The sequence below is a fragment of the Pelotomaculum propionicicum genome, assembly GCF_048984525.1.
Classification (GTDB): Bacteria; Bacillota; Desulfotomaculia; order Desulfotomaculales; family Pelotomaculaceae; genus Syntrophopropionicum; species Syntrophopropionicum propionicicum_A.
In genome coordinates, this window is record NZ_JBMGJC010000004.1 from 20992 (window position 1) to 42858 (window position 21867).

The following is a 21867-nucleotide window of genomic DNA, read 5'->3' on the forward strand; positions in this document are numbered from 1 at the left end:
TTTAAGGAGGACTAGTAAATGGAAGGGTTTCCCTCCGGCATAGGAAGTTTTCTGACATTTATCCAGGTTTTTTTCGCGGTAATCATAGGCCTTTATTTTTGGAATTTGCTAAAGGCCCAGAACGGGAATAAGAACGCGGTTGAAAAAGAATCCAGAAAAGAGATTGAGAAGCTTCAGAGGATGCGCTCAATATCGCTGACCGAACCGCTTTCTGAAAAAACACGCCCGGCCAGCTTTGATGAAATTATTGGGCAGATGGAAGGTTTGAAATCCCTGCGGGCAGCCCTCTGCGGTCCCAACCCGCAGCACGTGATCATCTACGGGCCTCCCGGTGTGGGAAAAACCGCCGCGGCCAGGCTGGTGATGGAGGAGGCGAAAAAGAATTCATGCTCGCCTTTTCAAAACGATGCCAGTTTTATAGAAATAGACGCCACTACAGCGCGTTTTGATGAACGCGGCATCGCCGACCCGCTTATCGGCTCCGTGCATGACCCCATCTACCAGGGAGCGGGGCCAATGGGTATGGCAGGAATTCCCCAGCCCAAAGCGGGCGCAGTGACAAAGGCACACGGGGGGATGCTGTTTATCGACGAAATAGGGGAACTTCATCCGATTCAGCTCAATAAGCTGCTCAAAGTGATGGAAGACCGCAAGGTGATCCTGGAAAGCGCTTATTACAGCTCGGAAGACAACAATATCCCGAGCCACATCCACGATATCTTCCAAAACGGGCTGCCGGCAGACTTCCGCATGGTCGGGGCCACAACCAGGGAAGCTGAGCATATATCTCCCGCTATCCGCTCCCGCTGCCTGGAGATATACTTCCGCCAGCTCCTGCCTGACGAGATCGAGAAAATAGCCAGGAACGCGGCTGATAAAATAGACATCCCCCTCCAGGCTGGCGCGCTGGATGTCGTCAAAAAGTATGCCACCAACGGGCGCGAGGCGGTGAATATTATTCAGATTGCCGCCGGTATTGCCATTACGGAAGGCCGGGGAGAAATCCGCGCCGCTGACATTGAGTGGGTTATCCACAGCGGTCAGTACACTCCCAGGCCGGAGAAAAAAATCCCGGCCCGGCCGCAGGTCGGTGTTGTCAACGGCCTTGCCGTATATGGTCCGAACCTGGGAATATTATTAGAAGTGGAAGCTAACGCCATCCCGGCAGAGTGCGGGCAGGGCAGGCTTACGGTAACAGGCATGGTTGACGAGGAAGAAATCGGCGGCGGCGGCCGGACCGTGCGGCGTAAAAGCATGGCCAGAAGTTCGGTGGAAAATGTTTTGACCGTACTCAGGCGGACAATGGAAATTGACCCCCGTGACTTTGACATACATGTGAATTTCCCGGGCGGCGCTCCTGCCGACGGCCCATCCGCGGGTATAACCATAGCGACCGCGATTTATTCGGCGATCACGGGTTTTCCAGTTGACAACAAGGTCGCCATGACCGGAGAAATATCTATCCGCGGCCTGGTCAAGCCGATCGGCGGGGTGGTGGCAAAAGTTGAGGCCGCGCGCCAGGCTGGCGCTTCGAAGGTAGTGGTGCCGGCCGAAAACTACCAGGACCTTTTCAAAAATCTGCCTGGTGTTAAAGTAATTCCGGCTGAAAGGCTGGAGGAGGTATTCCAGGCTGCTTTAATCAGAAAGCCTAAAGGGAGAAAACGGGAATTAAAAGCGCCGGCTGCTCTTGATATACTCAGCGCCACGGGTTTTGGCGCGGGTCAGACACTTTCAAAATAGGGGCGGCTTGGATAAGAACTAAGAAAAAACTATGTATAATAACCAATATCGCGTAAATCTTTGTGCGCCATACGCAACTTCTCCTAATAACCCGGCAGAGGCCGGGTTTGTACTATTCGCGGTAATTATTACTATGGCAGTGTTTTTAACATTTATGATAAAATGAAACTGTAAATTCCTGCCCTAAGAAACACTGATCACAATACAATACAGAAAAGGAGGTGCAGCTTTGAGATCGGAAACTAAAGTCCTTCCCCTGTTGCCTTTAAGGGGTTTACTTGTCTTTCCGTACATGGTTATACACCTGGATGTCGGCCGCACCAAGTCTGTGCAGGCAATTGAAGAGGCTATGATTCAAGACAGGATTATTTATCTTGCTACTCAGAAAGAAGCTCAGACCGATGAACCGGGTGAGGATGATATTTATCAAATAGGGACCGTCGCTGAGGTTAAGCAGCTGTTGAAGCTGCCCGGCGGCACGATAAGGGTCCTGGTTGAAGGGATCGCCAGGGCTAAAATCAACCGTTTTATATCTGAAGACCCGTACTTCCAGGTTGAAGTCGAACAGTATTCAGAGGATTTCAAGAAGAACAGTGAGATTGAGGCTTTGATGCGCAGCCTGGTATACCAGTTTGAACAGTATGTCAAGCTGTCAAAGCGTATTCCTCCTGAAACGGTTGTTTCAGTGGTTAACCTGGAGGAACCGGGGCGGCTGGCTGATATCATAGCTTCCCACCTGGCGCTGCGAATAGAGGATAAGCAGGGTATTCTTGAGGCCGTTGACATCGTCAGAAGGCTTGAAAAGCTTTGTGCTATCGTGGCTAAAGAGCTGGAGATCGTCGAGCTCGAGCGCAAAATAAACATCCGTGTGCGCAAGCAGATGGAAAAAACACAAAAGGAATATTACCTCCGCGAACAGATGAAGGCCATCCAGAAAGAACTGGGCGAAAAAGACGAGCGTATGGCCGAGGGGGAAGAGCTGCGGGAGAAAATTGCCGAGGCTAAATTCCCCAAAGAGGTGGAGGAGAAGGCGCTCAAGGAAGTGGAGCGCCTGGAAAAGATGCCTCCCATGGCCGCTGAGGCCGCAGTTGTGCGCAACTACCTTGACTGGCTGCTCGCGTTACCCTGGAATAAGGGGACGAGAGACCGGCTGGACCTGAAAGCGGCTGAAAATATTCTGGAAGAGGACCATTATGGTTTAAAAACCGTTAAGGAGCGTATCCTGGAGTACCTGGCCATCCGCAAGCTGGCCAAAAAAATGAAGGGGCCGATTATTTGTTTCGTCGGGCCGCCGGGGGTAGGCAAGACTTCCCTGGGCCGCTCGATTGCCCGCGCCCTGGAACGCAAATTTATCCGGATGTCACTCGGCGGTGTCAGGGACGAGGCTGAGATCCGCGGCCACCGGCGCACCTATGTAGGCGCCATGCCGGGCAGGGTCATCCAGGGCATCCGCCAGGCCGGTTCCAGAAACCCGGTATTCCTGCTGGACGAAGTTGATAAAATGAGCATGGACTTTCGCGGGGACCCGTCGGCCGCCCTTCTAGAGGTGCTGGATCCGGAGCAGAACAATACCTTCAGCGACCATTACATTGAGGCTCCTTTTGATCTGTCCAATGTAATGTTCATTACAACCGCCAATGTGCAGCAGAACATACCCCGCCCTCTGCTGGACAGGATGGAAATCATCCAGCTGTCGGGGTACACTGAGGAGGAAAAAGTGCAGATTGCCATCCGGCATCTGCTGCCGAAGCAAATTAAAGAACACGGCCTCAGCAAGGAAATGCTGAGGATATCCGAAAATACCATACGGAAAATAATCCGGGAGTATACCCGTGAATCAGGTGTCCGCAACCTGGAAAGACAGATCGCCACCATCTGCCGCAAGACCGCGAGGCAGGTTGTCACCGACAAGATCAAGAAGCTCCAGGTGACTTCTTCCAACCTGAACCAGTTCCTTGGTACAGCCCGTTTCCGCTATGGAATGGCTGAATTGGACGACCAGGTCGGAGTGGCTACCGGTCTGGCCTGGACGGAAGTAGGCGGCGACACCCTTGCCATCGAAGTGTCAGTTTATAAAGGCACAGGCCGGCTTACTTTAACCGGCAAGCTGGGCGACGTGATGAAAGAATCGGCCCAGGCCGGGTACAGCTATGTCCGCAGCCGCGCCGGCGAATTGAACATTGACGAAGACCTGTATGACAAGCAGGACATCCACATTCATATTCCGGAAGGGGCGATCCCCAAGGACGGTCCCTCTGCCGGAATCACCATGGCGTCAGCCCTGGCTTCGGCTATTACCGGGCGAAAGGTGCGGCATGACGTGGCCATGACTGGAGAGATCACCCTGCGCGGCAGGGTCCTGCCCATCGGGGGGCTCAAGGAAAAAGTGCTGGCCGCACACCGGGCAGGTATAAAAACCGTGATTATGCCCAAGGATAATAAAAAGGATTTGGATGAAATCCCGAAAAAAGTCAAAGATAAAATGAAATTTGTCCTGGTTGACCACATGGACCAGGTGCTTGAAGAGGCACTCGCTGAAAAGGAGTACCTGCCGGTGCCCATGTCAGCTGACGCGCCTGTTATGCCGCAGCCGCCGGCTTACACGCCGGTTGTGGTAAACGAGGGGGGTACCCAGATCCCTTCATGAAAATAAAGTGCGCCGAATTTGTTACCAGTGCGGTGAAGGCCGCTGACTACCCGGCCGGGGAGCTTCCTGAAGTTGCCCTGGCCGGGCGTTCTAATGTGGGGAAGTCTTCGCTTTTAAACAAACTTGTCAACAGGCGTGGACTCGCCCGCACCAGCAACACTCCCGGCCGCACCCGCCTGATAAACTTTTTCAGGGTTAACGGCGATTTCCACCTTGTCGATCTGCCCGGTTACGGTTATGCTAAGGTTCCGCTGCAGGAGAAGGAAGTTTGGCGGAAAATGGTGGAGGGCTACCTGAATAGCAGGAAGAATCTAAAAGGCGTCGTGATGCTGGTAGACAGCCGCCACCCGCCCACCGCCCAGGATATTCAGATGTACGAATGGCTGAAACACCGGGGTGTGGAGGCAGCGGTCGTGGCCACCAAGGCGGATAAAAATTCCCGTTCCAGGCTGCTGCAGTCCTTGAAAACCATCCGCGCCGCCCTGCCGCTGGCGGAGGGGGACCTGCTGCTGCCTTTCTCCAGCGTAACCGGCCAGGGACGAGAAGAACTGCTTGAAATAATCGGCCGCTGGGTGGCAAGTGAGTCGCGGGACGTGAGACATGAGACGTGGGACGTGGGACGTGAGACGTGAGTATATTCTGCATTCCACCAGGGTCTTTTTAAAAGCAATTCCTTAAAATAGTAGGGCGGGTTTTAACCCGCCAACTAAAATATGATGAGGGTGAGAGAGGACTGTTCTCTGTCACCCGGTAAGAATTAATCCCAGGGTTTTTTACCCTGGGATTGTTTTGTCGGCAAGCGGCTTATCTTGAATTTGAGTTTTCCCCGTTGGTTTCGGAGGGCGGTGTTTTCTTAGTCTGCTCAGTAGTCGTCTTGCCCTGCTCGGTTGTTGGCGCCGGTGTGGGCGCTGTTGGTGTTGTTTTTGGCTTCTGGGCGGCCGGGGCCGGAGTTTGCGTCGTTGGAGCCGGTGTTGTCGGCGCAGCCGCCGCTGCCTTGACGATCTCAAATCCGGCTCCGTTTATCGTCCTGTTGGGCGGGTTCAGGCTTATCGCCGTAACCTGGCCGCCTTTTTCGCCCTCCTTGAGATCCACGTATTTGCCCTTGACCTCAATCAATATAAAATCCTGCGCTGGGACCTTTTGAATAACGTCTGTAATCTCAACTTTGTATTTTGTGTTTTCCCCAACACTGGCGAGGATATAGTTGGTACCGTTGACTTGGGCCCAGGTCGCCGCCTCCCTCTTGGAGATGTCTGAGGCGATATTTTTTATCACGTCAGGCGCTTTATTTAAGTCGACCGGGCTAAAACCTAACTTTGATGTCTCGGGGACCACCGAGGGCGTGGGTTCTGGTGCCGGCGCCGGCTGCTGCAAGGCTGAACAGCCGGCGCAGAGGCTGAGACACAGCAGCAGCGTAATAATCAATATTTTTCGCATTTTTGATACCTCCGTTGTTTTTTAATATTGTTTTCTGCCCCGGCTCAATTAATACATAATAAAAAACCCCCGCCTTTTGCGGAGGCTGGCTGTTACCTGCCGAAAATACGTTGGAAAATGTTCTCTTTCTTCTCATCCTCGGGCATGTAAACCACGGTTTGCACAGCGTTCAGGGCAAAATCGTTAATAACGATCGATTCATAGGGGACCGAACCGGCGATTTCCCCGGAATTTTTTGCCGCTCTGTGAAATCTTTCGTATGATTCCTCCGGTATAACCGGGTTGGCGGCCCAAACCCCCAGTGACTGGTAGCGCTGGATCGACTTCAGCAGCACTGTTTGATCAAGGTTTGGGAATGAAACGGCGGCGGCTTCCGCTGCTTCCTCGGCGCTGTGCTTGCTCATCCACAGCTGTGCTTTATAAATTGCGTTGGTGAATTTCTGGAACATTTCGGGGTTTGATTCGATGTTTGAGGGCATGGCGGCGTAGGCCGTGACTGCCATATCCCCGGCGGCGCTGCCGACTGAGGCGACAACCCGGCCATAGCCATTAAATTCGGCAAGAGATGCTTCTGGCTCCAGCATTTGAATGTAGTTGCCTGTACCGGCACGAAAGGCGGCCGTCCGGAGGTTGTCGGGGATATTATAATATATGGTTACTTCCCTGTAGGGAGGCAGGCCGTGATTTTTTAAAACATCTTCAAGGGCTATTTCCGAGCTGTCATCATGTGAACCGCCGATGATGGTTTTGTGCTTCAGGTTCTGCCACTGAAAACCTTCCGTATCCTGCCTGGCCAGGAGCAGGGAGCCGTCCCGGGCTGCCGCCACGGCAAATATCTTCGGTTGGGGGAATTTTGAAGCTGGGTTAAACATTATTTTCTGCAAGCCGCAGATAACTATGTCCGCCCTGCCGTCTGCCAGCGCGTTGCGTATGGCTTCGGGGCTTGTTGCGCTGATTGTCACGTTTAGGTTCTGTTCCTTAAAAAAACCGAGGTTTTGAGCCAGGTACTGGGGCAGGTAATAGGGTGAACGCAGAGATTCCAAAACCCTTACTGTGTGGATTTGTTCTACCACAGCCGGTTTTTTGACGCTGTGAACTACAGCGGCAATAGAAACGGCCCCCAAAAAAATAAGGATTGCAATTATTATTTTAGTCCTGGACTGCAAAGACAACCCCTCCCATTCCCTTATCTTTTTTAAATTACTATTTCAGGCAAAAAGTTTTGATGCTAATGCTTGTATCGAAAAACAAAGGCAATATTTGCATAATATGGCAGACAAAGCATAGTATAAAATATAAGCCAAAAGGAGGTGTCGGTTTGAAGCGGGTTACTTTTGTGCACTGGTCCAAACACCAGGCGCCCGTTTTTAGAAGATTCAGATCCGGGGCGGTGCTGTTTGGCCTGGCCTGGGCCCTGGGGGTGACTTTTGCCGCCTGCGTCTTAATGTTTGCCTGGGTTGTTCTTTCCTCGGGACCGGTGTATAACTTCAGTATTTTTGTCATAGCAGGCTCCATTTTTGGTGCTGTTACCGGCGGCGCCGTCTGCGGCAGGGCGGCGGGGTCAATGGGGCTGGCGCACGGCTTTTTGGTGGGCTTGATATATGGCCTGCTGCTGGCTGTATTATTTTTCACCGGCAGCACTGAAAGCTTCAGCGCAGCCGAACTGATTGCGCGGGCGCTGATGCTGGGAATTGCGGGCTCCATAGGCGGCCTTTTAGGCGTTAATTCGCATATCAGGAAAAGGCTTCCCGCCAGGGAGCGGCCATATCTTTAAATGAGCAAAAAATTAAAACAAATAGACAGGATTAACGGGATTTCAAATTGTTTAAGCATTAACCCCGGGTCTTATTAGAAGGATCTGGGGTTTATTAATTGCCGAGTAACTATAAAGAAGGGTTTAAAAGCAGATATTTATAGTGTTTTCCACGGGTGAAGGGCCCTATTTCGGTTGACACAGCCTCCCAAAATCTTTATTATATTTTGTAAGTTATATTTAACGGCTGTGAAAGGGAGGGGAAGGTTCCCCGGGTATAATTTGGGTTGTTAGAGAGGAAACCCAAGGCTGCAAGGTTTCCTGCCCGCGCCTGTTCCTGTCGCCCCGGAGCTCCAGCGCTGAAAGCACAGTAAGCGCCGGCGGGTTTTGCCCGTTACAGCATGAATAATAGAGCCGCCAGTTAAAATGTTAGAAATGAGACGCGGGACGTAAGGAGCTAAGTAAGCTGCTGAAGATTAGTCCCGGCGGGCATTTTAAAGTTAGCTGGAATCAGGGTGGTACCGCGGACGAATCCCTCGTCCGTCCTTGGAGACGGAGGGGATTTTTTTATTAATTATTGGAGGGGTGGAATCATTGTTTAAATCTGATATGCCTTCTACTTACGACCCCCGGTTGGTCGAGGAGAAAAGGTACAGGCACTGGGAAGAAAGCGGGTTTTTCCATACTGTTGTAAACGCCGGGCAGGAACCGTTTTGTATAGTAATGCCCCCGCCGAATATAACCGGGCAGCTGCACATGGGGCATGCCCTGGACAATACCCTGCAGGATATCCTGACCCGCTGGCGCAGGATGCAGGGATATAACGCGCTGTGGCTGCCGGGTACGGACCACGCCGGTATAGCGACCCAGGCCAAGGTTGAAGAAAACCTGGCCAAAGAAGGCGTTTCCCGTTACGACATCGGCCGCGAGGAGTTTTTGAAAAATGTCTGGTCCTGGAAGGAAAAGTACGGCGACAGGATCACCACCCAGCTGCGCAGGCTGGGCGCCTCCTGCGACTGGCAGCGGGAGCGCTTCACCATGGACGAGGGGTGCTCTGAAGCGGTCCTGGAGGTCTTCATCAAACTTTATGAGCGGGGATTAATATACAGGGACTATTATATTACAAACTGGTGCCCCAAGTGCCATACCACCATTTCCGACATCGAGGTGGAACACCTTGACCAGCCGGGGCATTTTTATCATATCAGGTATCCTTTTAAAGACGGCAGCGGAGATGTGGTCCTGGCAACCACCCGCCCGGAAACAATGCTGGGCGACGTGGCGGTGGCGGTACACCCGGGCGACGAGCGCTACCGGGACCTGGTGGGAAAAATACTGGTCCTGCCCCTGGTGGGACGGGAGATGCCGGTTATAACCGATGAATATGTAGATCCCTCCTTTGGCACCGGGGTTGTGAAGATAACACCCGCCCATGACCCCAACGACTTTGAGGTGGGCAGGAGGCATAACCTGCCCCAGGTTGCTGTAATTGATAAGGAAGGAAAGATGAATAAAGAAGCCGGGCCGCGGTATCAAGGCCTCGACCGCTATGAATGCCGCAAGAAGATCGTGCGGGATTTAAAAGCCGAAGGCTTCCTGGTCAAGACTGAAGATCACTCACACGCGGTCGGCCACTGCTATCGCTGCAGCACTGTCATCGAACCGATGCTTTCCCGCCAGTGGTTTGTCAAGATGAAGCCCCTGGCCAAGCCTGCTATAGACGCCGTAAAAGAGGGACGGATCAGGTTTATTCCTGAGCGTTTCACCAAAATCTACCTGAACTGGATGGAAAACATACGTGACTGGTGCATTTCCCGCCAGCTGTGGTGGGGGCACCGCATTCCGGTTTGGTACTGCCGGGACTGTGAAGAGATGGTCGCCTCCAGGGGACCCGTAGCCAAATGTGCCAGGTGCGGGGGTACAGCCATGGAGCAGGACCCCGATGTGCTGGATACCTGGTTTTCTTCGGCCCTTTGGCCGTTTTCCACGTTGGGCTGGCCGCATAAGACCCTGGACCTGGCCTATTACTACCCGACCACGGTATTGGTGACCGGGAGGGATATTATCTTTTTCTGGGTAGCTCGGATGATTTTTTCCGGACTGGCGTTTATGAACGAGGTCCCGTTCCGCGATGTCTTTATCCACGGGCTGGTTATGGACGCCCTGGGCAGGAAAATGAGCAAATCTCTTGGCAACGGGGTAGACCCCATCGATGTAATCGAGTCTCACGGGGCCGACAGCCTGCGCTTCATGCTGGTCACAGGCAACACTCCCGGCAACGACCTGCGCTTTCATTTTGAAAGGCTTGAAGGGGCCCGCAACTTTGCCAACAAACTGTGGAACGCGTCACGGTTCACCCTGATGAACCTTGAGGATTATAACCCGGAGGAAAAACCAGGCCCTTTAAACCTGGCGGACCGCTGGATCATCAGCCGCTGCCAGTCCGCGATAAAAGAGACGACCCGGTTCCTGGAGGCATACGAGCTGGGCGAAGCGGCCAGGGTGTTGTATGAATTCATCTGGAACGAATTCTGCGACTGGTACATTGAGCTGGCCAAGCCAAGGCTTTATGGAAAAACCACCCCTTCAGACAGGTATACGGCTCAAAGCGTCCTGTCCTCTGTTTTAAAAGGAGTGCTGGAACTGCTGCACCCGTTTATGCCTTTTATTACGGAAGAAATCTGGCAGCACCTGCCCGCCCACGGGATCACCATCATGCGGGCTCCCTGGCCCGCGGCACGTGAGGACCTTGTGGATTTGGAAGCAGAACACGAAATGGAAATACTGATGGAAGTGACCAAGGCTATCCGCCATATCCGCGGAGAGATGAACGTGCCGCCGGGCCGTAAGGCTGACGTATTGTTAACGGCGCCGGATAATACCAGGTCAATAATAGAAAAAAATATGGATTATATAGAAGGCCTGGCCAACGCCAGCGTCAAGGCCTATGCCGGGCTGGACAAAGCGCCGGAGCAGGCGGCTCACGCCGTGACCAAAGGGGTGGAGGTCTTTGTCCCCCTGAAAGGGCTGATCGACGTGGATAAAGAGGTAGCCCGCCAGGAAAAAGAACTGTCGCTAGTGGAGAAGGACCTGGCCCGGGTACGCGGCAAGCTCGGTAACCCCGGGTTTTTGGGGAAAGCCCCGGCTGATGTTATTGAGAAGGAAAGGGCCAAGGAGGAAGAGCTGTCCGGCAAACAGTCGGCCATCAAAGAAAGGCTGGCCATGCTGAAGGGAAAATAAAGCTAAACTGGAATATTCCCATGGAGTGTGCTAGGTTCTGAAGCCTGAAAAATTACTATAGCGGCGTATATTTATAAGGGGCCATAAATATGAACTTCGACGAAGCGATGGATTATCTGAGGGGCTTGACCAAGTTCGGCATTAACCTGGGACTTGGCCGTATCGAAGAGCTTTTGAAAAGGCTGGGCGACCCGCACCGGAGCGGGCTGAATATTGTCCACATAGGCGGGACAAACGGCAAGGGCTCCACCACGGCCATGCTGTCTGAAATCATGAGTGAGGCGGGGTACCGGGTTGGCGCCTTTACCTCGCCCCACCTCCATTCTTACACTGAAAGATACAGGATAAACGGTGCGCGGATAAAACCGGAAAGGGCTGCCGCGCTGCTGACAGAACTCCGTCCTCACCTGGACGCCATGGTGGCGGAAGGACACGAACATCCAACTGAGTTTGAGGTCGGCACAGCCCTGGCTTTTTTGTATTTTTCCAGGGAAAAAGTGGACTGCCTGCTGCTCGAAGTCGGGCTGGGAGGGGCCATCGATTCAACAAACGTGGCCCCTTCAGTACTGTCGGTGATAACAAATGTGGCCATGGACCACATGGACTACCTGGGCCATACGATCAAGGAGATAGCGGCTGTAAAGGCAGGTATTATAAAGCCAGGAACACCGGTAGTGACCGCCGCGGCCGGGGAAGGGCTGCAGGTTATCGAAAAGGTCTGCGGTGAGAAAGGATGCCGGCTGACCAGGGTTGGGCAGGAGCTGACCTGGGAGCCCATATCACATTCACTCAGCGGCCAGAGCTTTTCCGTTACCGGGCAAAAAGGGTTATACGAGAACTTAACAATAAAACTGCTCGGCAGGCACCAGCTGGTAAATGCCGTGACTGCGATTGCGGCGGCGGAAAATCTAAGTGATACAGGCATGCCGGTTAATGCCGGGGCGGTATATAAAGGGTTGGCGTCGGCACTATGGCCAGGCAGGCTTGAGATCTTTAATCGCAAAACTCTTACAATCATCGACGGCGCGCATAACTTTGAAGGAGCCAGGAGCCTTAAGCAGGCGCTGGAGGATTACTTTCCGGACAAAAACATTGTCCTGGTGATGGGTATGCTGGCCGACAAGGAGCGTGCGCGCGTGGTGGGAGAACTTGTTCCCGGCGCCAGGGCTGTAGTTGTGACCAGGCCTGACAGCCCCAGGTCAGGTGACTGGCGGCATCTGGCCGAGTTAGCCGGCCGGTACGCCGCTGATATTTACCTGGAGGAAGACGTAGGTGAGGCTTTAAATAAAGCTGGAACCCTGGCCGGGCCCAAGGACCTGGTATGTGTAACCGGCTCTCTCTATATGGTGGCGGAAGCACGGGAGAGGCTGCTTCAACAGGAATAAGATTATGGCATTATTGGGTTAGTATACGAAATCTGACATAATTTTAAAATTTTCTCCACAGCTTGTCATAAAATGCTTAAGATGATAAACTGTATTAGATATGCGGCGCATTTTTTTTTCAATAGGGAATCCTTTTGATTCAGGTGAAATTTATGGCTAAGGGTTTTAAGAGTTATGGGAGCAGCTGGGTACTGGTTCTGCTGATACTGATAGGGGGACTCACCGGCAGTGCCGTTGGGGACGCGCTGTCGCAGGTGCTGCCCTGGTTGAAGTCAACTTCGTTAATAGGATTAAAGCCCTCTACCCTGGACCTCAGGTTTTTGAACATAACATTTGGCTTTACTTTTGCCCTTGGTCCCCTTACCGCACTAGGCATGATCCTTGGCTATGTCGTTTATCGCAGGATATGATACAGTGAAAAAACTAATTCTTGCCTCCTCGTCGCCCCGCCGGGCGGAACTGCTGAAACAAATAGGTTTAAATTTTGAGATAAGGGTTGGCTGTGTGGACGAGCCCCTGCTGCCTGGCTTGAGCCCGCCGGAACTGGTTGAATGCCTGGCGGAGAGAAAAGCCGCGGCAGTTGCCCGGGATTTGAATGACGGTATAGTTATCGCCGCCGATACTGTGGTGGTATGGCAGGGGCAGGTTTTAGGCAAACCTCTGAACGGGGAAGAAGCGTTTGACATGCTTTCCAGGCTGCAGGGCAGCGCCCACGAGGTGTTAACCGGAGTAGCCCTGATCGACGCCCGCAGCGGGAAAGTCCTGGTGGAGCATGAGAAAACAAGGGTTTTTTTCAGAGCCATGGAGGACGAGGAAATCGGCCGCTACGTGGCTTCCGGAGAACCTTTGGATAAAGCCGGATCATATGGCGTACAAGGTCTGGCGGCAATTTTTATAAAGCGGCTGGAAGGGTGTTACACCAACGTGGTTGGCCTCCCCCTGGCCAGGCTTGCACAAATGCTCAAAGTATTCGGTTATAAGGTTCTTTAGAAATTTTCACAACAAAATATAAGGTCTTTTAACCCTGTAAATCCCGTGAATTTTTTTTTTGGAGCTGGTGATAATGGGTCCCTCGCATTACCGGCCGACCATAAAAGAGCTTCCCGAGGAAACCAGGCCTCGGGAAAGGCTTTTAAAAGAAGGCCCGGAAGCTCTTTCAGATATTGAGCTTCTGGCAATCCTTCTGAGGACAGGCTCCCGGGAGGCAACCGCAATCGACCTCGCCTCACAGATCATGGCTCAATTTAGTAACCTGCGGCTGCTTTTAGGGGCGACTATTGAGGAATTGGGTGAAATCAAGGGTGTGGGCCCGGCAAAGGCATGTCAGGTTAAGGCCGCGCTGGAACTGGCCAGGAGGACTTCAAGTTTTTCCGACCACCGGCGCCCGGTGATTAAGTCGCCTGATGATGCCGCCTCTCTTGTTATGGAAGAGATGAGGCATTTTGACCGGGAGCACTTCAGGGCAATTTTGCTGAACACCAAAAACCAGGTCATAGGTACGGACAAGGTGTCTGTGGGAACCCTGAACTCGTCCGCCGTGCATCCCAGGGAGTTATTCCGCAACGCGATAAAACGGGGCGCGGCCTCAGTTATCCTGGTGCATAACCACCCCAGCGGAGACCCGTCGCCAAGCAGGGAAGACAAGGATATAACCCTCAGGGTTAAAGAAGCCGGAAATATTATAGGTATAGATGTCCTAGATCACATCATTATTGGAGATAATAAATTCACGAGTTTTAAGGCCAATGGTTTAATTTGAATTTTTATAGCAACAAGTATATTTTTTATAGAAAGGGGCCGGATGATGCGCATCGGTCTGTTTTCAAAAGATATGGGGATGGATTTAGGCACTGCCAACTCCCTGGTTTATGTTAAAGGGAAAGGAATTGTAATCCGGGAGCCCTCGGTAGTGGCGATTCAGAAAGACTCGGGCCAGGTCCTGGCCGTTGGAGAAGAGGCTAAAAGGATGATTGGCCGCACCCCCGGAAACATAGTGGCCATAAGGCCTCTTAGAGACGGGGTTATAGCGGACTTTGACGTAACTCAGAGTATGATAAAATATTTTATAAACAAGTCGTTGCGGGGACGTACATTTATGGTCCGCCCCAGGGTAGTGGTTGGTGTGCCCTCAGGCGTTACCGCCGTGGAAGAAAGAGCGGTGCGCGAGGCAGCGCTCCAGGCCGGCGCCAGGGAAGCCTACCTTATTGAAGAACCAATGGCCGCGGCAATCGGTTCCGGGTTGCCGGTCCATGAGCCCACAGGCAATATGATTGTAGATATAGGCGGGGGTACCACCGAGGTGGCGGTTATATCACTGGGCGGTATTGTTACCAGCCGTTCCATTCGTATTGCCAGCGATGAAATGGACGAGTCGATTATTAACCACGTTAAACGCACTTACAACCTGATGATCGGTGAGCGCACGGCTGAACAGATTAAAATACAAATAGGCTCGGCTTATCCTATAGAAACCATCGAAACTGACGAGGTGCGGGGGCGTGACCTGGTCACAGGGCTGCCAAAAACCGTTCAAATAACTTCGGTTGAAATATACAAGGCGCTTTCCGAACCGGTCACCAGCATTATTGACTCGATAAAGAACACGCTTGAACACACACCGCCCGAACTGGCGGCTGATATAATGGACCGCGGCATTGTTATGGCCGGCGGCGGCTCGCTCCTGCGCGGCCTCGACCGCCTGGTCAGCGAAGAGACGGGCATGCCCGTGCACCTCGCGGATGAACCATTGCTGGCAGTTGCATACGGCGCCGGGCGGGTCCTGGAAAATATCGATGTGCTGCGCAAGGTGCTGATACAGCCTAAAAAACTTGCCTAAGGATAAAACAATTTTCACAGGATTAACAAGATACAAAATGATTAACAGGATTTAAAATTTATATTGTTTTTTAAGTAATTTAAAAATCTTGTAAATCCTTAAAATCTGTAAATCATGTGATATATTTATTATTTAAAGTTGGGGAGTGAAGCGGAGTTGCGTTGGGTTACTGCTAAAAGGCTGTTTTTGCTTGCCGTCCTGGTAGCGGTCACCCTGGCGGCCATGCGCTTTACAGTCCCTGAACGGACCAGGCTGACATCCCTGGAGTCCAAATTCCGGGACATGCTTGCGCCGGTGCAGACTGGCCTGACCTGGGTGGGCAGACAGGGGCGGTATATTATTTCCCTGCCGGTCTCCATGGTCGGCGCCGCCGCGCGCAGCCAGGCGCTGGAGCAGGAAGTGGAACGTCTGGAAAGCGAAAAAATTCAATATAATGAATATTTGATTGAAAACCAGCGCCTGTCGGCACTGCTTGACTACAAGAAGGTAGTGGCCAAGGACTATAATTTTGTGATAGCTTCCGTGATAGGCAGGGACCCGGGAAACTGGTTCGGCACTTTGACCCTCAACCGGGGCTCGAGCGAGGGCATAAAAGAGAATATGAGCGTCCTTACGCCGGATGGGCTGGTAGGGCGAGTGATAGCAGTTTCAGATTTTACCTGCGAAGTCCTGTTGATTACTGACCCGCGCAGCGGTGTTGGTTCGCTGGTGCAGGACACGCGCACTCCCGGAATAGTTGAAGGAATCGCAGGCACTTCAGGTATAGCCAGGATGATCCATATTCCCAATAACGCGCCGGTTGAAGCCGGACAGGCGGTGGTTACGTCCGGCCAGGGAAGTGTATTTCCAAAAGGCATACCGGTGGGGAGAATCAACAGTATTCAGAATGAACCCTCGGGGCTATTTTTAAGCGCCGAGATATCTCCGTTCGCAAATTTAAACAGTTTAGAAGAAGTGATGATTGTAACCTTTGTACAGCCCGAAGCCACTACCCCGCGCGTAGGAGGTTAGCATATGCAGTTTACCGTTTACCTGCTCCTGCTCGGGGTAATCCTGATTTTGCAGTCTACAGTCCTGGAAACCGTGGCCATAGCCGGAGTTAAACCAGACCTGGTCATGCTTTTGGTAGTTCTGAACGGCTTCCTCCTTGGCACCAGAGAGGGGGCTTTTTTGGGATTTGCCGGAGGGATTATCGAAGATTTGTTTTCAGGAAGCTACATCGGCTTAAACGCTCTTTCAAAAATGGCCGCGGGTTACCTGGCGGGCGCCGCCGGCGAACGCCTTTACAGGGAAAACATCCCGATTGCGACCATTGTTACCTTTTTCACCTCGCTGGCCGGCCTGGCGGTCAACTACCTGCTCCTGCTTTACCTGGATATCCATGTTTCCCCCTTACACGCCTTATTTAGAGTTGCTCTACCGGGTGCGGCGTATACCGCTCTGCTGGCGCCTTTTGTATTCTGGCGCATCTTTCGTCACATCCAGGTCCGGAGCAGGGACCTGTAGTCTTCATGAAGTCATGGTTGCGTTTTGTGAGTATCCAGGTATTCCTTGCAGGACTTTTACTTATGACCTAAAACTGAAATATATAGCTTTAACTTCTCACGTCTCACACAGGGGAGGGGAGAGACATGGAAAGAAGTTTTATTGAGAAAAAGATGCGGGTTTTCCTGATCATTGTCAGCGCTATATTTGGCATTCTCGTATTGAGGCTGGCCTATATGCAGCTTCTCGAAAACGACAAGTATTCGACCCTGGCTAGCGAGAACCGGATCAGGCTGATTACAATCACCGCGCCTCGCGGCGAGGTTTTTGACCGGAACGGGGTTAAACTGGTCGGCAACCAGCCTGTTTACACAGTGTCTCTGGTAAACCTGGGGCGTAAGGACATGGGTGGAGTGGTGGAAAAGCTCGCCGCAATCCTTGGCATGGATCCCCAGGAAATACAACAAAAAATCGACCAGCAAAAACGCCTCTATGAACCTGTTAAAATAGCGACTATGATCCCGCTGGATGTTGTGACCCGGATCGAGGAGCAGCGTATGGACCTGCCTGGTGTGGCAATTGATATTGAACCGCTGCGGGAATACCCGAACGGAAACCTGCTTGCCCACGTGATGGGCTATGTGCGCCAGATTAACGAGGAACAGCTGGCGGCGAACAAGGATAAAGGCTATAAGATGGGAGACCCTTACGGTCAAACCGGGCTTGAAAATACCTATGAACAATACCTGCGGGGCCAGGACGGCGGGCGGCAGGTGGAAGTGGACTCCATGGCCAGGCCGGTGCGGGACCTGGGGATAAAGGAATCGGTGCCCGGCAATAACCTGGTCCTGACGATAGACCACAAGGTGCAGAAAGTGGCGGAAGAGGCCCTGGTCAGGGCTTCCCAGCAGGCAATTAAAGAAGGATATGGAGAAGCCAGGGCGGGGGCGGCTGTGGCGCTGGACGTGCACAGCGGCCAGGTGCTGGCTCTGGCCAGTTACCCTACTTACGACCCGGTCAAGCTGTCCGGGGTGCTTTCACAAAAGGACTATGACGATATCTTTAACTCACCCCTTAAACCAATGCTGAACCGGGCTTTACTGGCATACGCTCCAGGTTCCACATTTAAGATGATCGTGGCCATGGCGGCCCTGGAGTCAGGCAAGGTAAAAGCTGAAGACGCCATTATGGATCCGGGATATTTTTTCCTCGGCACGACTTTCAACGACTGGAAGGCAGGCGGCCACGGGCGGGTGGACTTACTCAAGGCTATCAAGGTTTCCTGCGACACATATTTTTACCAGCTGGGTTTGAGAATAGGCATAGATGATATCGCCGGCATGGCGCGGCAATTCGGCCTGGGTCAAAAGACAGGCATTGAGCTGCCGGGCGAGGAGGAAGGCGTGATACCCAACCCGGACTCGAAGGTAGAACAAAGATTGTATTACCTGGACGATGAATCCGCGGCAAAAGTAAAAGAAATTGAACGGCGTTACGACGACCTCCTTAGTAAAACCACCGATGAAAACCAGCGCAAGACCTTGTTGAGCAATAAGTCCGATGAACTGAGAGAGATCGAATGGGAATTGGATTGGCATGAGTACGACACAATTATTTCTTCCATCGGGCAGGGGGACAACCGCTATAATATGATTGAACTGGCTAACTATATAGCCACCATTGCCAACGGGGGAACACGCTACAAGCCGTACATCGTGCAGAAGGTAGTTGATTTTAACGGCAAGGTAGTAAAAGAAAACGAGCCGGTTGTTTTGGGGCAAGTTAATGTTTCACCACAGAACATGGCTATAATAAGGCAGGGCATGCTTGAGGTGACCCTGCCGCCTGACGGGACCGCGTACGGATTCTTTAACGGCTTTCCCCGGGTGGCGGCTAAAACGGGCACGGCGGAGGTGTATGGACACAGCCCGCACGCTTTGTTTGTGTGTTTCGCACCCTATGACAGCCCGGATATAGCCATTGCGGCCGTACTGGAGTTTGCCGGCCACGGCGGTACGATAGCGGGGCCGGTGGCGGAGGATATGCTCGCGGCCCACTTAGGCCTGCCCATACCTGGAGAGCCCAAGAAGAGCAATCCTTAATTATGAAATTTATGTCAATTTTTGGTATAAAAATGGGGCGTCTTTTGCCCCTTTTTTTGTTTTGTTTTAGCAGGATTTGGTTGCCGGCCTGTAGAATTTAAAGTAAGCATTTACAGACCAGGAGGGAATAGATTTGGCCAATTTCAAAGGGGTCGGTAACAGCGTTCTCCCGCATGTTACTGCTATAGACCAGGAGGATCTGGTGGATGAAAATACGATTCTGGTTCAGAGGACCCTGCGCTCAGGCCAAACTATCCGTTATAACGGAAACGTTGTGGTCCTGGGCGATGTGAACCCCGGCGCTGAGATATCGGCAGCCGGCAACGTTATAGTGATGGGCGCCCTGAGGGGCGTGGTGCACGCCGGTGCGGGCGGCGACGAAAACGCCGTGGTGCTGGCTTTCAGGCTGCAGCCTACCCAGCTCAGGATATCCGACCACATTACCCGGCCCCCTGATAATGAAGCCGTTGAAGCAGACCACCCTGAAATGGCCCGGATCCGGGACGGGGTTGTGACCATTGAAGCTTTCCAGACTCCCGCTGAACGACAGGCGAAGTCCTAACAGCTGCATCATTCCATATCATTATTTTCATGATGCTGTTATGATTCTATTTTCCCAGTATAACCAGGTGACCAGACTTAATAAGAGGAGGATACATATAGGATGGGTGAAGTAATCGTAGTTACTTCCGGCAAGGGAGGGGTAGGCAAGACCACTACTACTGCCAATCTGGGGGCAGGCCTGGCTTACCTGGGCAAAAAAGTAGTGCTTGTTGATACAGATATAGGACTGAGAAACCTTGACATGGCTCTAGGTCTGGAAAACAGAATTGTGTTCGATATAGTTGATGTAACCAGCGGCAACTGCAGGCTGCGCCAGGCCCTGATTAAGGATAAGCGACTTGACGGGCTGCACCTTTTACCTGCCGCCCAGACCAAGGACAAAACAGCGGTAAGCCCGGAACAAATGCGCTCCCTGTGTGCGGATTTGAAGAAAGAATTTGAACATATCATTATTGATTGTCCGGCTGGTATTGAGCAGGGCTTCCGTAACGCCATCGCAGGGGCGGACAAGGCAATAGTGGTAACAACACCCGAGGTTTCGGCGGTGCGTGACGCCGACCGGATTATCGGCCTGCTGGAAGCCGCCGAACTGCGCGAACCGACATTAATCATTAACCGTATTCGCCCTAAAATGGTCAAGCAGGGAGATATGATGAGCATTGAGGATATTATTGACATCCTTGCCATCGACCTGTTAGGCGTCATCCCTGAAGATGAAATGATTGTCATTACCACCAACCGCGGTGAGCCTGTAGTACTCGACCAGAGTTCGCGATTAGGACAGTCTTACCGCAATATCGTCAGGCGTGTCCTTGGTGAAGACGTGCCGATGATGACTCTGGAGGAAGATGGGTTCTTCAAAAAACTTTTTAAAATGTTCGGCAAAAAATAAAACAGGGAGGGGAGCGCAGCGATGCTGGAATTTATAACAAGGCTTTTTGGTAAGGACAGTGGAAGTAAGAACATCGCCAAGGAGAGACTTCGCCTGGTCCTGGTACATGATCGTACCAGTATATCGCCTCAGCTGCTTGAAACCCTGAAAGCCGAGATGATTCAGGTGATTTCCAACTACATGGAAATCGATGAGTCAGCCCTGGAGGTAAACCTCGATTCAAGCGGCAACACGGTGGCGCTGGTGGCAAATATTCCGGTAAAAGGCATGAGAAGGGTTGCCGGAGCGTAGATTGAGACGTGAGAAATGTGACGTGGGACGTGAGAATATATGCTTAAAAGCCTATGAAGGCATATTTATCATCGAACGCGAAATTAACTGCTCGTTATAAAAATAGCGGGCTTTTTATTTTGCAAATTTTAATTTGTCGTCACTGGCCCTTCATATTTAGTGCCAGCATGTTACATTTTAAGCGGGCTTTTTTTATGTAACCAGTTATAATATAATAGATCACGTGCTTTTAAAATGATTATGGGGAAAGAGTGTATTAAAACGTGTTTAAACAAAGCAGGCTATTAAAAAAACTTGACCATACGCTGCTGGCTGTTGTGGCTTTAATAATTATTTTTAGCCTTGTGACCATATACAGCGCCACCAAAGACGACAGTGTTCTAAAAAATGATTTTGTCAAGCAGATCCTGAATATTGTAATAGGCCTGGTCGGCATGGTAATTGTCCTTAATATTAATTATGAAGATTTGGCCAAGCACATGAAACCGTTATATATAATAAACCTGGTATTATTGGGCGCTGTTATATTTATGGGCGATTCCGCCCTGGGGGCGCAGCGCTGGATCGAAATCGGACCTTTTCGCTTTCAGCCTTCAGAGTTTTCCAAGCTTATTATAATCGTTTGTTTTGCTGTTTTTCTCAATTCGCGCCAGGGCAAGCTTAGAAAATTTAGAGACCTTATACCTTGTTTTGCCTTTATAGGTGTCCCGGTATTATTGATTTTGAAACAGCCTGACCTGGGTACGTCACTGGTGTTCATGGCGATCATGTTTGGCATGCTTTTCGCGGCGGGAGCGCGCCCCTTGCTGCTTGTCTGTCTTATTGCCGGAGGACTGGCCTTTGTTTCGCTGTGGATCTGGGCGCATTTCTGGTTTCAGGCCAATTATGCCTATGACCTCTGGATCCCGTTAAAAGACTACCAGCTGACGCGGCTCACTATTTTTATTAACCCGTGGGTAGACTGGCACGGCGATGGCTACCACGTAATCCAGTCCCAAATTGCCATTGGGCAGGGCGGTCTTTTAGGCAGGGGCCTTTTCCAGGGAAGCCAGACCCATGGTGATTTTCTGCCTATCCAGGATACAGACTTTATATTCTCCGTAGTGGGGGAAGAGCTGGGCTTTATCGGCGCTGTCGGCCTGCTGGTGCTCTTTTTCATTTTAATCTACCGCTGTATTTATATAGCCGTTAACGCCAAGGACAATTTCGGCTTCCTTCTGTCAGCCGGCGTAATTTCCATGATCACTTTCCATGTCCTTGTCAACGTCGGCATGACCACCGGAATTATGCCGGTAACCGGCATACCACTGCCGATGTTCAGCTATGGCGGCAGCAACATGATCACCAACCTGGCGGCGCTTGGCCTGCTGCTCAATATAAACATGAAGAAGCAGAACATACTGTTCTGAACCGGAGCAAACGCTCCGGTTTTTTGTTTGCCCAGTCATATTTCCTAATATAGGAAAATATATTGAAACAAGGTATGTCCACTTAA

The 21867-nt window shown here is 51.8% G+C and carries 19 protein-coding genes; 17 read left to right on the forward strand and 2 right to left on the reverse strand.

Annotation, left to right across the window (positions count from 1 at the left end; translation table 11 throughout):
• The first annotated feature begins 18 nt into the window (after nucleotides 1–18).
• The 3 genes from lonB to yihA all read left to right on the forward strand — a co-directional run bounded on the left by lonB (nucleotide 19) and on the right by yihA (nucleotide 5019).
• A complete protein-coding gene (gene lonB / locus ACOBQJ_RS05300; protein ID WP_421070692.1) occupies nucleotides 19–1740 on the forward strand; it encodes an ATP-dependent protease LonB in 1722 nt (573 codons plus the stop codon).
• Nucleotides 1741–1969: 229 nt separating this feature from the next.
• Nucleotides 1970–4387, forward strand: coding sequence for an endopeptidase La (gene lon / locus ACOBQJ_RS05305; protein WP_421070693.1), 2418 nt, complete (start codon nucleotides 1970–1972; stop codon nucleotides 4385–4387).
• Nucleotides 4384–5019, forward strand: a complete 636-nt coding sequence (gene yihA / locus ACOBQJ_RS05310) for a ribosome biogenesis GTP-binding protein YihA/YsxC (RefSeq protein ID WP_421070694.1) — start codon at nucleotides 4384–4386, stop codon at nucleotides 5017–5019. Before lon ends, yihA begins: the two co-directional genes overlap by 4 nt.
• Nucleotides 5020–5191: 172 nt before the next feature.
• Here the strand turns inward: yihA and ACOBQJ_RS05315 are convergent, their stop codons facing one another.
• Together ACOBQJ_RS05315 and ACOBQJ_RS05320 are read right to left on the reverse strand one after the other, a co-directional pair.
• Nucleotides 5192–5824, reverse strand: a complete 633-nt coding sequence (locus tag ACOBQJ_RS05315) for a hypothetical protein (RefSeq protein WP_421070695.1) — start codon at nucleotides 5822–5824, stop codon at nucleotides 5192–5194.
• Between the two features lie 92 nt (nucleotides 5825–5916).
• Nucleotides 5917–6990 carry an ABC transporter substrate-binding protein gene (locus ACOBQJ_RS05320; RefSeq protein ID WP_421070696.1) on the reverse strand — a complete coding sequence of 358 codons (1074 nt, stop codon included), beginning with the start codon at nucleotides 6988–6990 and terminating at the stop codon, nucleotides 5917–5919.
• A gap of 152 nt (nucleotides 6991–7142) precedes the next feature.
• Here ACOBQJ_RS05320 and ACOBQJ_RS05325 point away from each other — a divergent pair, with 152 nt between their 5' ends.
• The 14 genes from ACOBQJ_RS05325 to rodA all read left to right on the forward strand — a co-directional run bounded on the left by ACOBQJ_RS05325 (nucleotide 7143) and on the right by rodA (nucleotide 21781).
• Nucleotides 7143–7598, forward strand: a complete 456-nt coding sequence (locus ACOBQJ_RS05325; RefSeq protein ID WP_421070697.1) for a TIGR04086 family membrane protein — start codon at nucleotides 7143–7145, stop codon at nucleotides 7596–7598.
• A 588-nt stretch (nucleotides 7599–8186) separates the two neighbouring features.
• Nucleotides 8187–10817, forward strand: coding sequence for a valine--tRNA ligase (locus ACOBQJ_RS05330; RefSeq protein WP_421070926.1), 2631 nt, complete (start codon nucleotides 8187–8189; stop codon nucleotides 10815–10817).
• Nucleotides 10818–10906: 89 nt separating this feature from the next.
• Nucleotides 10907–12202, forward strand: a complete 1296-nt coding sequence (locus ACOBQJ_RS05335; protein WP_421070698.1) for a bifunctional folylpolyglutamate synthase/dihydrofolate synthase — start codon at nucleotides 10907–10909, stop codon at nucleotides 12200–12202.
• Nucleotides 12203–12354: 152 nt separating this feature from the next.
• The gene (locus tag ACOBQJ_RS05340; protein ID WP_421070699.1) at nucleotides 12355–12612 is read left to right on the forward strand and encodes a DUF4321 domain-containing protein; all 258 of its coding nucleotides are present in this window, start codon (nucleotides 12355–12357) and stop codon (nucleotides 12610–12612) included.
• Between the two features lie 4 nt (nucleotides 12613–12616).
• A complete protein-coding gene (locus ACOBQJ_RS05345; RefSeq protein WP_421070700.1) occupies nucleotides 12617–13192 on the forward strand; it encodes a Maf family protein in 576 nt (191 codons plus the stop codon).
• Between the two features lie 73 nt (nucleotides 13193–13265).
• Nucleotides 13266–13961, forward strand: coding sequence for a RadC family protein (gene radC, locus ACOBQJ_RS05350; protein ID WP_421070701.1), 696 nt, complete (start codon nucleotides 13266–13268; stop codon nucleotides 13959–13961).
• 45 nt (nucleotides 13962–14006) lie between these two features.
• Nucleotides 14007–15038: a rod shape-determining protein gene (locus ACOBQJ_RS05355; protein ID WP_421070927.1), complete on the forward strand. Its 1032-nt coding sequence runs from the start codon at nucleotides 14007–14009 to the stop codon at nucleotides 15036–15038.
• Nucleotides 15039–15194: 156 nt separating this feature from the next.
• A complete protein-coding gene (gene mreC, locus ACOBQJ_RS05360) occupies nucleotides 15195–16049 on the forward strand; it encodes a rod shape-determining protein MreC (protein ID WP_421070702.1) in 855 nt (284 codons plus the stop codon).
• A gap of 3 nt (nucleotides 16050–16052) precedes the next feature.
• Nucleotides 16053–16544, forward strand: coding sequence for a rod shape-determining protein MreD (mreD, locus tag ACOBQJ_RS05365; RefSeq protein ID WP_421070703.1), 492 nt, complete (start codon nucleotides 16053–16055; stop codon nucleotides 16542–16544).
• 125 nt (nucleotides 16545–16669) lie between these two features.
• Nucleotides 16670–18625 (forward strand): penicillin-binding protein 2, encoded by a 1956-nt coding sequence (mrdA, locus tag ACOBQJ_RS05370; protein ID WP_421070704.1) that lies wholly within the window; start codon nucleotides 16670–16672, stop codon nucleotides 18623–18625.
• A 133-nt stretch (nucleotides 18626–18758) separates the two neighbouring features.
• Nucleotides 18759–19187, forward strand: a complete 429-nt coding sequence (minC, locus tag ACOBQJ_RS05375; protein ID WP_421070705.1) for a septum site-determining protein MinC — start codon at nucleotides 18759–18761, stop codon at nucleotides 19185–19187.
• 102 nt (nucleotides 19188–19289) lie between these two features.
• On the forward strand, nucleotides 19290–20081 hold the full coding sequence (gene minD, locus ACOBQJ_RS05380; RefSeq protein ID WP_421070706.1) for a septum site-determining protein MinD: 792 nt from the start codon (nucleotides 19290–19292) through the stop codon (nucleotides 20079–20081).
• A 21-nt stretch (nucleotides 20082–20102) separates the two neighbouring features.
• The gene (gene minE / locus ACOBQJ_RS05385; protein WP_421070707.1) at nucleotides 20103–20372 is read left to right on the forward strand and encodes a cell division topological specificity factor MinE; all 270 of its coding nucleotides are present in this window, start codon (nucleotides 20103–20105) and stop codon (nucleotides 20370–20372) included.
• 263 nt (nucleotides 20373–20635) lie between these two features.
• A complete protein-coding gene (gene rodA / locus ACOBQJ_RS05390) occupies nucleotides 20636–21781 on the forward strand; it encodes a rod shape-determining protein RodA (RefSeq protein ID WP_421070708.1) in 1146 nt (381 codons plus the stop codon).
• Nucleotides 21782–21867: the final 86 nt, after the last annotated feature.

Coding starts and splice junctions, on each gene's coding strand:
- lonB (WP_421070692.1), top strand. CDS start 19: ATGGAAGGGTTTCCCTCCGGCATAGGAAGTTTTCTGACATTTATCCAG.
- yihA (WP_421070694.1), top strand. CDS start 4,384: ATGAAAATAAAGTGCGCCGAATTTGTTACCAGTGCGGTGAAGGCCGCT.
- ACOBQJ_RS05315 (WP_421070695.1), bottom strand. CDS start 5,824: ATGCGAAAAATATTGATTATTACGCTGCTGCTGTGTCTCAGCCTCTGC.
- ACOBQJ_RS05330 (WP_421070926.1), top strand. CDS start 8,187: ATGCCTTCTACTTACGACCCCCGGTTGGTCGAGGAGAAAAGGTACAGG.
- ACOBQJ_RS05335 (WP_421070698.1), top strand. CDS start 10,907: ATGAACTTCGACGAAGCGATGGATTATCTGAGGGGCTTGACCAAGTTC.
- ACOBQJ_RS05340 (WP_421070699.1), top strand. CDS start 12,355: ATGGCTAAGGGTTTTAAGAGTTATGGGAGCAGCTGGGTACTGGTTCTG.
- radC (WP_421070701.1), top strand. CDS start 13,266: ATGGGTCCCTCGCATTACCGGCCGACCATAAAAGAGCTTCCCGAGGAA.
- ACOBQJ_RS05355 (WP_421070927.1), top strand. CDS start 14,007: ATGCGCATCGGTCTGTTTTCAAAAGATATGGGGATGGATTTAGGCACT.
- mreD (WP_421070703.1), top strand. CDS start 16,053: ATGCAGTTTACCGTTTACCTGCTCCTGCTCGGGGTAATCCTGATTTTG.
- mrdA (WP_421070704.1), top strand. CDS start 16,670: ATGGAAAGAAGTTTTATTGAGAAAAAGATGCGGGTTTTCCTGATCATT.
- minD (WP_421070706.1), top strand. CDS start 19,290: ATGGGTGAAGTAATCGTAGTTACTTCCGGCAAGGGAGGGGTAGGCAAG.
- minE (WP_421070707.1), top strand. CDS start 20,103: ATGCTGGAATTTATAACAAGGCTTTTTGGTAAGGACAGTGGAAGTAAG.